This is a genomic window from Nostoc sp. (assembly GCF_036919675.1).
Taxonomy (GTDB): domain Bacteria; phylum Cyanobacteriota; class Cyanobacteriia; order Cyanobacteriales; family Nostocaceae; genus Nostoc.
Map to the genome: position 1 here is coordinate 1 of NZ_JBALCP010000127.1, position 12,403 is coordinate 12,403.

Genomic DNA, 12,403 nt, shown 5'->3' on the forward strand with positions numbered 1-12,403 from the left:
TGAAATTTCTGGACAGATGTTTGATGATGAATTAGACCTAGCTTATGCAGTTATTGATGGCATAGAAGCTAGAGGACAACGAAATAATTACAGTAAAGAACGTTTCAAATTCAACAACCATCTTTCTTCTTAATATTGCTTTACATATATTGTTTTTTCCACGCCCACCTACTTAATTTGTGTTCTAGATATTGCGAGATACTACTTCCACCAATTGTTGGCGGAAGTAGTTGGCAAGCAAGATTATTCAGGATCGTCTAAAACTGAACTATATGCTTGCTGCTCTTCGATGCGGTGGTGGATGTTACTCCGTCGAGCCTTTACTATCTCCTGATAAACTTTTTTGCGAGCTAAATTGACACTACCCAAGGGTGCATGTTCTGGGAGGGTATGCCAAGCCATGAACGATAGGCCCTCATCCAGTCGCTTCCGCTCCTCGAAGTCAAATTTCTGAGATGGAACTGTGATGGTCGCAAGCTTGATAAACGGTGAGTCCTTCTCTTCCCACTCCTGCATTGGATCTTCAATTGGAGTTTTCTCATCGTTGACATAGAGCTGCACCAAAAAGTCAAAGGTTGCATCTTTGTCCTCTTCCGACAGATATTTGACGACTGCCTCACGCAGGTAAGTTTCGGAAGTGGGGTTTGAACCTGGAGCATCTTGCTGATGAGGTTTTACAGAAAACTTGATGGACTCAGAGCCAAGTTTATAGGGAGTGGTACTCCAATATTGGATCAGCAGCGGATTTGCAACTTGTTTGCTTGTAACCGCTTTGAGGACTTCAAACGTGGATTTTAGCGATCGCAGCTCTTCTTCATTTGCCTGACCAACGCTTGCTTTGGTCAGGTTGGCAAACCCTTGGGCATCGTGGACAAAGAAGACCGGATAATTAATCATCAAAAAGTCTTGGGTTTCCTGTTCATCATCCAGCACTTTTTCACCCTCTACCTGTAAGAGTTTGATCGCGAGTGCCCGAACATCGGGATCAAGATCCGACTTGAGCTGACCGCGCTTCTCTACTGAAGAAGCATTGGAGAGCCTCATCCAAAGCGGGTAAGTTTTGGACTGGGTAAAGATACCCACCTTCAACGATTCAGGAATATTTTCCTCAACTTTGAACTCTCCCCAAACCAAGCCGTGACTTTTAGGATGGTCTTTTCGTAGGTCTGGACCCTTTTGGGCTTGAACGTTAAGATCAATATCCACGATGGTATCAGTAGCCGCTTCTTGAGCAGCAGTGTCCAAGATGGTATTGGTAGTCGTTTCTTGGGCACCAGCAGTGGATAGATTAGATTGGCTCATAGTTCTTTCTCCTGATAGCAAGATAATGTGAGTGTTTTAAGACTGAGAAAATGAATGTTACAGATGGGTTTTTAGAAATCCTAACCGCTTTTTGGCTACTATTTCACAGCGCTACTCCTCCCAATGTTGTAATCTATGCAAACGATAATGTTTACGAACTCATAAGACCTCCTGTGGTTGCTGGATTGTTTTCAATGCCCATACGCCAATCCAACAGCCGAATCCATCTATGATTAATGTCAGAATGGCTGTGATTTGGAAAAGTAGCCCCCAGCCTGCAAAAGAAACATGAGAAACATGATCCGGGCTAATCACAATGAAATGGTTATAGATGCCAAATAGGATTGCTCCAGCCATTGAACTGAGCAAGAGCCAGCTACCAATGCGATCAAACGGTGCCCAAAGTAAAACGGCTGCAATGATGGGAGTCAGCAAAATCACAGCACCAATAAACAAACTTTGGAGCAGAGAGAGGGGAATTGGGATTTCTGTATGTGCTAAACCGTGCAGTCCATAAGCGATCGCGTGGATGACCACGATAATTGTCCTATATTGAGCAATTTTCATCTTTCTTCCTCCTGAGTCAAAAATTTCAACAGACATCATTTTTTATTGATGACAATGGGAGTGCAGACTGCAAATATGCAATGCTAATTAGCTTAATTAACTTACAGCGATCGAAAATTGTTGGATGTTAAATTAATTTGTTTTACAGAGGTGAACCTGTGTGTCGTAGGCACAATGAATTTCTTTTTGACAATTCTATGATCAAAAGACAGCCTTTTTCAACTGTCGAGAAACAAGACATTTTTCTCAACGGCCTCACGGCTTATATGCAGACTATTAGCGGGAAAATCAGGATCGGAATAACCAACGGCTAGACCACAAATGATCAATAATTCTGGTGGGATGTTCAATTCGCTGCGGATAATTTCGGGATAAGCCGCTAGCGAAACCTCTACGCAGGTGCCAATGCCACGAGCGGTTAGGCTCAACACCAGCGTTTGTAAATACATTCCCACACTCAAAGCATCTGCAACGCCCAAATCTTGGTGCATACAAACGATACCAACCACTGGTGCGCCAAAAAACTCGTAATTACGCAGAAGGGCTAGCTGTCTATTCACTTTATCGTCACGAGCAATCCCCATCGCCCCGTAGACTTGTGCGCCCAGTTCCTGGCGGTAATGCTGAAAGGTTTCCGGCAGCCCAAAGCTGTAGGGTGGCTGCTGCTTGGCTTGGTTTAGCAAAGTCTCTTGCAGACGATCACGGTGTCCGCCTTGGACAAAAATTAAGCGCCACGGCTGGATGTTTGAATTCGACGGTGCGTGCTGCGCTAGAGCAAGAGCTTCATCAAGTAAAGCCTGTGGCACTGGTTGGGATAAGAATTTGCGTGTTGAGTGCCGATCTTTAATAGTTTGGTCGAGATCAAACATATTTTATCAACCTCTATGAAAAATGAATGTGAACGCTCAACTGGGGTTTCAGGAATTTGCCTAATAAATATGCTCTTCTAATCCTTACTCGGATGCCCAAACGAGGAAGTCACCCCCTGACTGATACCAATTCTCTAAAATCAAGCAACAGATCCAAGCCCAGGATACATCCAGCTTGCTTAATTACGAATTACGAATTACGAATTACGAGTTATGAATTGGTATTAGGCATCCACCTACGGCAGTTATGCGCTGAACCCTCCGTCAATCATCAGGTTTGCGCCGGTGATATAACCGGACTCAGGACCGGCCAAATAAGCAACCAACCCAGCAACCTCCTCGACAGTGCCGTAGCGGCCTACCGCTATCTGCTTTTTGAGCATTTGGGCAAACTCACCCTCCGAGGGATTCATATCCGTAGCGATTGGTTCGGGCTGCACGTTGTTGATTGTAATTCCGCGTGGGCCAAGGTCACGCGACAGTCCTTGCACAAGCCCTTGCAGAGCAGATTTGCTCATGGCATAAACGCCGCCACCAGCAAATGGCATCCGTTCGGCGTTAGTGCTGCCGATGTTAATGATGCGTCCGCCTTCTTTCATGTGCTTGACTGCGGCTTGCGTTGTCACAAACACAGCACGCACGTTAACAGCAAGGGTTCGATCAAAGTCCGCCAGCGTAAAATCGTCGATCGCCCCAATCGCCAGTACACCCGCATTATTCACGAGAATATCAATACCGCCCAATTTTTCCACAGTCTGCTCAACAGCGGCGACCACCGCACTGGCTTCGGCACTATCGGCTTGGATAGCAAGAGCTTGAACACCTTGCGCCTGCACTGCCTGCACGATTTCATTAGCGCGATCGGGTGAACTAGCATAGGTGAAGACGACATCAGCGCCTTCACTTGCTAAACGCTTGACGATCGCTGCCCCAATGCCGCGACTACCTCCAGTAATGAGTGCACGTTTATTCTTGAGTGTATGGTTCATATTAGATACTGAGCGCTGAGAAATTGGATAATTCGCTGTGTGTCTAATGAAAGAAAACTGCTCTAAATTGAGAGCAAGCAGGTGAACAACAACGGACGATGGTGATTAAAATCATCAAGACAACTCATATCACCTTTTCTGGTTGCTGAATCGTTTTCAATGCCCAGATGCCAATCCAACAGCCGAATCCATCCACAATTAATATCAGGATGGCTGTAATTTGGAAAAGCAGACCCCAACCTCCAAAGGAAACTTGAGACAGATGATCGGGACTAATCACGAGCAAATGATTGTAGATTCCAAAAAGGAGCGATGCTGCTATTGAACTGAGCAAGAGCCAGCTACCAATGCGGTAGAACTGTGTCCAAAGTAAAACGGCTGCAATCATGGGAATCGGAAAAATCACAATACCCACAAACAAACTCTGAAGGAGAGAGAGGGAAACTGGAATTTCCACATGTGCTAAACCATGTAGTCCGTTGATGATCACATGAATTACCACGATTGTTGTTCCATATTGAGCAATCTTCATATTTCTTCTCCCTTAAATTGTTAACTCGCATGAGCCACGGCGGTGTTAACCATCCATTCCAAGGGTCGAGGCTGAAAATTTAATTCGCGTTTTGCCTTAGCATTCGATGCGCCTCGCATCTAAGTACCATAATAGACAGCATCCGCACCACTAAGAAGCAGAGTATCCTCAACCGATACCTGCGGAGGCGGTGGAGCTTTGAGCCATTGGGCATAAGCAGTGAGCCACACGCGCACCTCTAAGGGGCGATTGTCCGTAATCAGATAAATGCCAGGATTGCCCCGTTCCACTGCTGCAACTGTGGCGATCGCCGCATCTTCAATGTGTAACCACGACCATACGCCTTCGCCATTCCCAACAATCGGGAACTGTTGCTGTCGCACCTGTTTAGCAACGTCGCCATCGGGGGCAAACCAAGTACCGGGTCCGTAGAAGAAGCCATAGCGCAGGGCAATTCCTTCTATATTGGGTAAGCGACGCTCAATTTCAGTCACTGTGAGAATGTCTGCTGCAACCGCAGGCGAGGCATCAAAAGCTAGTGGCGTTTCTTCGTCTGCCAATCCAGTACCGGGAACCGCCCAGAATGCGATCGATTGCCTCAGGTAACGGCGCACACCTGCCGCTTGCGCTGCCGCCAGCACATTGGCACTTCCTTCTCGACGGATGCGAGAGTTTAGTGCTGCTGCTGCACCCATCGATTCGCCCGTATAAGTTTTGGGCAAGGAGGTCAGTTGTTCAATCACTACTTCCGGCTGAACGCTGTTAATGGCAGCTTTGACAGCATCTGCATCGAACACATCTGCGATAGCAGATTCCACGCCTTGTTCAGCTAAAGTTTGTGCTCTTTCTGCAGAACGGGTCAACGCGACTACATGGTGTCCTTGCGCCTACAATTATGCGATCAGCGGACGACCGATCGCTCCCGTTGCGCCTGCAACAAAAATTTTCATCTGTGAACCTCCTGTTAAAATCTGTGAAATATTTATAGATTAAGACGAAGGAGAATCGCTGGTTGCGACAATGTGAGTTTCAAACTTGAAATAGCGATCGCTCTTTCCACCGATGAACTTGATCATCTGAGTTCAGCCACGCCTTCATGTGTTATGGCAGTCCTAAATCATTTGTGAAAATTATATATCTCTTTCTTTTTTCTTCCCTTTGTGTCCTTCTCTAACGAGACGCCGCGCGTTGGCAAAACCTCTCGTAGAGATAGTGGTTCGTTTCTTTATCTATATTTTTCACGACTCATTTAGGATTACTATAGTTCAACAGGACTTACGCAACTGGCATAAGCAATGGTGCGCGGAGCGCGCCAAGCACCTAAAAACTATACCATTGACATAGCAATATCCGGGCGTTTTAGTTGCTTTATTAAATAATTAGAAAGCAAATTATGCTTAATTTTATAAATAGTTTGACCTGTTTGATAGGCTAAATTTTTTAGTCTCAGCCAAACTAACATTGCACAAGCGATATGATTTCTTTGAAGACGGGCTTGACGACATTGACATGATTCAATGCCAAGCTGTTAATGCTATTAGTGATGAAAATGCTCTAAATTGGTTTAATCATTGTGGTCTGTTTGTTGAGCCTATTAGGTAGTTTTTATTGTGGCTGGTTTGAACGCAAACTGCTGTAACTGCTAAAGCTCGATCTTTTACTTTCTGCGACACCATTGTTGCTGTCCTTAATTCAAATAAGGTTCGATCTTCTTCATGGTTCAGGAATACTTTTAGGCGCGCTCCCATATTTTATACCTAATTCAGGATTTTCTCCGTATTTACATATTGTTACATATTTTGGTTTTCCCACGCCCACCTACTTAGTTAATTTGACTGCTAAATAAATATTGACAATAATTAAGTTTAGTAAATCTCATTGCTAACTGATTTTTTCATGCACACATGATTATTGTCTTATAAAATTAATATCCCGAATTTACACAATTTATTACTGTTAATAATAGAGTAGGAACTAATGAAAGATATCTTCTGGTAAACAATACATGTGTACCACTATTTTGCGATCGCCCTGTGCCAGTTGCGTAAGTCCTGGCTAATATCAACTGTTTTACATGACCTCATGTAAGACATTTTTTATTACTTGTGAGAAATCCGGGCTATCGTATGTGCTTGCTCGTTTCAAAGAAAGTATTCCATGAACGAGTAAGCTTTTTCTACCTCCAAAAAATTTTTGGGCAACGTTACCTCATCTCTCCATCGGCTAGAGCCTGACTCATGCCATTACCGCTCAATTGCATTAAACACTGTAGCGCTTATCCTGCATAGCTTAGAGCTTTTCTTAGTGCCATTCAGAAATTGGGGTTAGTTGTCGTTGATTACCTGCAAATGAAGTAATTATACCCAAGGATATAAAGACTTTATATATTTTCATGCTTTTGGCAGACGATAGCTGTTACAGCAACAAGTCATGCTGTTAAGCAACAAATATTCTTCTCACTTTTTCTTTTGTGTTTAACAGAATAAAAGTTTTTTGACAGGATTTCTCCAAGGACTTACTAATGATTACTGGGCAGAAATTACCACTGAACCGTCTCACTCATCTACTATTTTAGCTAGTTTCAAACTTTTTTGAAACGAAAGCTGTTTAACCCGGATACGTTGACGATCTGATAAACGAGGGAGCTAAAGGGACAAAAGTCGTCGTTAAGTCCTGCCGTCCAGATACGTTAGGGTCGAGCTATAATCAAGAGCGTGTCTGACTGTGAGTTCTGCCCAAGAACCATGCAAAAATAGAGGAGACTTGAAGATGTCGATGCTAAGAAAAACTTTTACCAAACTTGCAGCAAACCCTTTTACACAAGATTTGTTAGAGAAGGCTGTTGCTGGCGCTCAATTCTGGATGGGATTTGGTTGCGGAGCTAGTGTTGAATCTAGTGGTGAGAGTGCAGTGTTGGATTTTGTATATCAAAAGCAAAAAGCCCCTTACTGCATTTTTGATGTAGGTTCCAATCAAGGACAGTATCTAAAACTTATATTAGGAATTTTTCCAGAAGACACCCTTTCGGTTCATTGTTTTGAGCCAAGTTCTTACACATTCGGAATTCTCAAATCTAATGTAGATCCGAAAGTAAAGAGTAAGATAAAGTTAAACAATTTAGCTCTTGGAAAGATAGAAAACGAATTGAGATTGCATTATAATAAACCAGGTTCAGCTTTAGCTTCTCTCACTAAGCGCAGACTCGATCATTTCGGTATAACTTTCGACGATTCTGAAGTTGTAAGAGTAGATACAGTTGATAACTATTGTAACAAAAATAATGTTCAGCAGATAGATTTGCTTAAGCTGGATGTTGAAGGGCATGAGCTAGATGTCCTTGTAGGTGCATCTGAAATGTTCCTTAAACAAGCAATTAATGTAGTTAGTTTTGAATTTGGGGGATGTAATATTGATACTCGAACTTTTTTTCAAGACTTCTACTATCTTTTCAATAATATAAACATGAGCTTATTTCGTATTACTCCTGCCGGTTACCTCCATCCTATCAAATCGTATAAGGAAGTATTCGAGCAGTTCAGACCAACTAATTATTTAGCAATAAAAAATGACTAAAAACTGATTTGTAAACAAAAGCTTAAGCCGCTAATGGCTTGGCCATAAGAGAAATTAATGAGCCATAAATCTTCGCTTCACTAACTTTTGTATACAACTCACAATCTTTGCTCAAGTGCCGAAATCGATAAAGCCATCCGAATGTACGTTCCACAATCCATCGCTTGGGCAACTCTCAAATGTTTTTGATATTCGTTCAATCACTTCTACTCGAACTTGTTCGCCACGAACATCTACAATTAATTCAAACTCCTTTAAGAGCTCTTGAACAATTGCATAATTACTCGATTGATCTTCTACCTGTTCAATTAAACTAGAAGGTAAAATTTCCCGAAAAATTAAGAGCTAGTAACGCTAACTTAAAATCCGAAAAACTTTTAACCGCCGATTAACATGTTCAATCGCGACTCGACGACTCGTTAAAGTGCGGTTGGATTGCTTTTGCTATGCAGGTTAACTTACCTCCTCTAGGCTTTTTCTGAGGCAACTGACTATTCGTATGTACTTTAGAAATCCCTTGGTAGCCACTGTCTTCTAAGCTTTCTGTTTCGGGATGAAAGTGAACCTTGCTGTCTACAAATAGCTTGTAGTCATGTTTGCGACCAGAACCGGTTACAATCCAACGAATTTTAAGGGTTGTTAGGTTAATTATCAATTGAGATTTGAGCGGAGCCGGAGACGCTCCGCCTTCGGAGTATGTCGTTTTTGTTTACCACTATAAAAGCGTTTTGGCCCGTGTAATGGACGTTCAATTTGACTCTCCGTTACATCCATCATAGCTGTTTCCGGTTTCTGTGATCAGAGCAACAAGGACTTTTTTCCTCCTAAACGAAACTTCCCACAACTGACTAATAAGTTTTCAACCCAACGGACTATGCGGCAAACTTTAATTTTAAATAGATGCAATTTTTTGTTTATGCTTCTTAGCTTATATCTAGCTTGTTCAGAATTATCAAAATCTTCTCTTTTTAGTTCTTTGAGCAATTCTTCAACTTGCTCTTATTCTTTTCATAGGCAAAGAACTATATAATTTTTTGTCCTATATTTTGAAGTGCGGAATGTGGGATCTAACTGCTGCACCATAATTGAGATATCCGCCAGCAATACCGTGAAAGTTTTGGTTGCTGTAGTACGAGGGAATTATGATATCATCTCGTCGAAAGCGATCACACTCTTTCTCCCAGTCAATACTATCAGCGTAACGCCGCAACCCGTCTTCATCAATCAAAAGACGCGCTACAGGGGATAAAAAACGTTTCCAGATTGTATCTTGACGTCCTGCCATATTGTGTCAAAACTTTAAGGAGCTATTTAAGCAGGTGGTTTTCTTTACAAATTTTAATACATCTTGGAAGCATCTGCTTTCTTTCTATGGTGAGGGCTTGATTTTTGTAATGCATCGTGTTACATTCATACTATAGATATTAATCCTAAAAGTAGTTCTTCAGCTTCACGAAAATTGAGAGAGCCAAATGAAAGACAATACAACATTTAAATTGCTACAACTAACTAGGTAATCGGTTATAAAGCATAGCGATAATTATCAGTGCCTTATGCCCAATCCAAAATCTAAAATTTAAAATCCAAAATAGAAGAAATTATGCCCTACGAAAAGTTAGAAATTACCACACCAACACCCGTATTTTCTTGGGCAAATCACTTTTTAGGTTCAGAAGAAACTAAGATGGCAAAGAATGTGGCATCGCTACCATTTGTGTTTAAGCACGTGGCATTAATGCCAGATGTTCACTTAGGAAAAGGTGCCTTAGTTGGTTCTGTAATTGCGACCAAAGAGGCAATTATCCCAGCTGCTGTTGGTGTAGATATTGGTTGTGGAATGAGCGCTATAAAGACAGCATTTACCGCTGAACAACTGGAAGGTAAACTGAAGAAAATTCGCCTGGATATTGAAGCAGCAATTCCTACTGGATTCAACGAAAACAAAGATGTTGAAAAATCTGTCACCAACTGGCAACGCTGGGATGATTTTAAAGATTTGCATCGCGGCGTGCAAGACCTACAAAGTAAAGCAATGAAACAGATGGGTTCTCTCGGTGGAGGAAACCACTTTATTGAAGTGTGCCTTGATACAGAAAATCAAGTTTGGTTGATGCTGCATTCTGGTTCGCGCAATATCGGTAATAAATTAGCTCAGTGGCACATTCATACAGCCAGGGAATTAGCAAAGATGGCTGGTAATAAATTGCCTGACCCTGATTTGGCTCACTTTGTCGCTGGTACGCCAGAATTCCAGGCATACTGGTACGATTTGCAATGGTCACAAGACTATGCGCGTGTCAACCGCGATGTAATGATGGCGCGTTTTAAACACATAGTTGAGAAGCATTTAGTAGGTGGGAAGGCAACTAAACCTTTATTACAGGTTAATTGTCATCACAATTACGCCGAAAAAGAAGTACATTTTGACGAGGATGTATACGTTACTCGTAAGGGTGCAGTCCGCGCCCGGACTGAAGACTATGGGATTATCCCTGGTTCGATGGGTGCAAAATCTTTCATTGTTAAGGGTAAAGGTAATGCCCACAGCTTCTGTTCTTGTTCTCACGGTGCCGGACGTTTGATGTCAAGAAGTAAGGCAAAAAATATCTATACACTTGATGATTTAATTGAGCAAACAAATGGCGTAGAATGCCGCAAAGACGAGGGTGTATTAGATGAAATTCCTGGTGCTTATAAGCCGATAGAACAAGTGATGGAAAATCAAGCAGATTTGGTTGAAGTTGTAGCAACACTCAAGCAAGTTCTTTGTATTAAGGGCTAAATTTATGTAGAGTGGGCAATGCCCACTTTTTTATTTTTTAAACGCAGAGGCACGCTTTCTAAGTCGATTGAACAGTTATCGGTGAGTGGAATGCCAGTTGGGCGTTAAAGGCGTAAGGTGCAGTACATGGGGATGTTGGGTCTGCTGGTTTCATTGCTAATAAATGACGACGCAAAACATTGTCTGAGTCTGGGACAATATCACTAAATCCTTGGCGTTCTGGTGGAACTCCCTCTGGAGGGGAAACTCCTGGATAATTTTGTGTGCAATCGCTAACTTTGCAAATTGCAAAAAAATTGTCATCAGTTTTCCAACGAGTGGTTAGAGAAACCTGGTTAGGTTGTACTGGCTCACTACGATAAATATCCAAGCCAACGGTTCGCGCTTGCAACTTTGCAAGTTTGTCCAACAGTCGCGCCAGTGCAAGATTTGACAGTGACCCACTTTTTTGCTTATGCTCTGGTAGATAAAGATCATCTTCGGTGACAGTGACTATCAACACCCGCGAATCTTGGTTTTCTTGTGGACGCGATCGCATTAATTGATCGGATAAAAGCAACTCCCATGTTTGCAATCCTCCTTGGTGTCTTATCCCTATTACACTAGCTGTTATCAGCAGGCTCAAAAGTAATAAACTTTCGAGACGGCGAGTATTAAAAAACCATCCGCACTTTAACTAAGTCATTGGCACTACCGTAGGATGTTCGCTAATCACTGGTAACCAACTTGCATTAGGATATTCTTTTTCTATTCCTTTAAGCCTTTGTCTAGCAGTGCGAACCGCAGCATATATGGATTGTCCTGATGAAAAAACCTCCAGAAAATACTTTAATAGGACTTACGCATTGACAGAGTGGTAAAATAATGCGGTTGAAAATAGGTGTCGTCTACTTGTAGGTATTGGGCAATTGAGAGAAATCAGCAAACCCTCGACAGCACAATGCAATCTAGAACATTACACTCTGTTTCTGCGATCAGAACCAAAGTATGGGGGGTGTAGTAGACTATCAGAAATATTAGGAGAGGTTTCACACGAGAGTGTAAACCGCTTTTTGGTAAGGGAGCGATATTGCCGCATAGTACACATGGATCACATTTTTTGTCAATGCGTAAGTCCTATTTAAAAATTTTTGAGCTACTAAGTCTGGCACTGGCTCCCGCATGACAATAATTTGCGGAATCTGCAAATCTTGTATCCCTCTTCTGTCACTCTCCGAAAACATTTGTCATTTCTGAATTCCAGAGCTTTTATACAGGAAGCGTAGGCGTAGCCCGCCGCAGGCATCGCCAGATTTTTTCCTAATAACAAATACAAGACCCATTTTTTTCTAATAGTATAGCTTGTATTGATTGCCTCATGAGGCTTCTAGCGATCGCCCTCCCGGAAAGTGACAGAAGAGGGTTATAGCAACCGCCAGTTCTATCAAGACGTAAGATAAAGTAATCATAGCCCTGTTTCCTGGTTTTCAAAATGGCTCAACCCTATAGTTACGATCTACGTGCAAAAGTCATCAAGGCGATTGAAATGGATGGACTCAAAAAATGTGAAGCCAGTGAGCTATTCAATATCAGCCGCAACACCATCCACCTGTGGCTGAAACGCAAAGCTCAAACGGGTGAGTTCAAGCCCGAGCCTAACAGGCCACCTGGTCATAGTCACAAAATCACAGACTGGGAGAAGTTTCATGAATTTGCGTAACTTCTCAATAAGCGCTGGAAAAGCTAATAAATGTGTTTCAGGAAGGCGACGGGATGAATCGGGAATGAAGTGGGGTTGCTTTAAGAGCAA

At 42.4% G+C, this 12,403-nt stretch carries 9 protein-coding genes and 6 pseudogenes; 4 read left to right on the top strand and 11 right to left on the bottom strand.

What is annotated here, in order from left to right:
- Window positions 1-243 precede the first annotated feature (243 nt).
- The 7 genes and pseudogenes from V7K49_RS28065 to V7K49_RS28095 all read right to left on the bottom strand — a co-directional run.
- Window positions 244-1,302 carry a catalase family protein gene (locus V7K49_RS28065; RefSeq protein ID WP_335208557.1) on the bottom strand — a complete coding sequence of 353 codons (1,059 nt, stop codon included), beginning with the start codon at window positions 1,300-1,302 and terminating at the stop codon, window positions 244-246.
- Window positions 1,303-1,461: 159 nt separating this feature from the next.
- Complete coding sequence (locus V7K49_RS28070; protein ID WP_335208559.1) at window positions 1,462-1,869, bottom strand: hypothetical protein; 408 nt, start codon at window positions 1,867-1,869, stop codon at window positions 1,462-1,464.
- A 218-nt stretch (window positions 1,870-2,087) separates the two neighbouring features.
- Entirely contained in the window at window positions 2,088-2,738 is a 651-nt protein-coding gene (locus V7K49_RS28075; RefSeq protein ID WP_335208560.1) for a nitroreductase, read from the bottom strand.
- A 245-nt stretch (window positions 2,739-2,983) separates the two neighbouring features.
- On the bottom strand, window positions 2,984-3,727 hold the full coding sequence (locus tag V7K49_RS28080; RefSeq protein ID WP_335208561.1) for a 3-oxoacyl-ACP reductase family protein: 744 nt from the start codon (window positions 3,725-3,727) through the stop codon (window positions 2,984-2,986).
- A gap of 124 nt (window positions 3,728-3,851) precedes the next feature.
- Window positions 3,852-4,259 carry a hypothetical protein gene (locus V7K49_RS28085; RefSeq protein ID WP_335208562.1) on the bottom strand — a complete coding sequence of 136 codons (408 nt, stop codon included), beginning with the start codon at window positions 4,257-4,259 and terminating at the stop codon, window positions 3,852-3,854.
- A gap of 119 nt (window positions 4,260-4,378) precedes the next feature.
- Window positions 4,379-5,131 (bottom strand): annotated as a pseudogene (locus V7K49_RS28090) (NAD-dependent epimerase/dehydratase family protein); the annotation flags it as partial.
- Window positions 5,132-5,586: 455 nt separating this feature from the next.
- Window positions 5,587-5,781 (bottom strand): annotated as a pseudogene (locus V7K49_RS28095) (IS701 family transposase); the annotation flags it as partial.
- A 1,202-nt stretch (window positions 5,782-6,983) separates the two neighbouring features.
- Between V7K49_RS28095 and V7K49_RS28105 the strand changes: the two are divergent.
- Window positions 6,984-7,832 carry an FkbM family methyltransferase gene (locus V7K49_RS28105; RefSeq protein ID WP_335208563.1) on the top strand — a complete coding sequence of 283 codons (849 nt, stop codon included), beginning with the start codon at window positions 6,984-6,986 and terminating at the stop codon, window positions 7,830-7,832.
- A 22-nt stretch (window positions 7,833-7,854) separates the two neighbouring features.
- Here V7K49_RS28105 and V7K49_RS28110 read toward each other — a convergent pair.
- The 3 genes and pseudogenes from V7K49_RS28110 to V7K49_RS28120 form a co-directional block, all read right to left on the bottom strand.
- A pseudogene (locus V7K49_RS28110) lies at window positions 7,855-8,063 on the bottom strand (transposase); the annotation flags it as partial.
- Between the two features lie 166 nt (window positions 8,064-8,229).
- On the bottom strand, window positions 8,230-8,487 hold the full coding sequence (locus tag V7K49_RS28115) for a hypothetical protein (RefSeq protein WP_335208564.1): 258 nt from the start codon (window positions 8,485-8,487) through the stop codon (window positions 8,230-8,232).
- Between the two features lie 414 nt (window positions 8,488-8,901).
- A pseudogene (locus tag V7K49_RS28120) lies at window positions 8,902-9,117 on the bottom strand (methyltransferase type 11); the annotation flags it as partial.
- 315 nt (window positions 9,118-9,432) lie between these two features.
- On the opposite strand from V7K49_RS28120, the gene V7K49_RS28125 reads away from it, so the two are divergent.
- Complete coding sequence (locus V7K49_RS28125; RefSeq protein WP_334871315.1) at window positions 9,433-10,614, top strand: RtcB family protein; 1,182 nt, start codon at window positions 9,433-9,435, stop codon at window positions 10,612-10,614.
- 58 nt (window positions 10,615-10,672) lie between these two features.
- Here V7K49_RS28125 and V7K49_RS28130 read toward each other — a convergent pair whose 3' ends face one another.
- Entirely contained in the window at window positions 10,673-11,239 is a 567-nt protein-coding gene (locus tag V7K49_RS28130; RefSeq protein WP_335208565.1) for a CHASE2 domain-containing protein, read from the bottom strand.
- 283 nt (window positions 11,240-11,522) lie between these two features.
- On the opposite strand from V7K49_RS28130, the pseudogene V7K49_RS28135 reads away from it, so the two are divergent.
- A pseudogene (locus tag V7K49_RS28135) lies at window positions 11,523-11,684 on the top strand (IS701 family transposase); the annotation flags it as partial.
- 401 nt (window positions 11,685-12,085) lie between these two features.
- Window positions 12,086-12,310, top strand: a pseudogene (locus V7K49_RS28140) (IS630 transposase-related protein); the annotation flags it as partial.
- Window positions 12,311-12,403 lie beyond the last annotated feature (93 nt).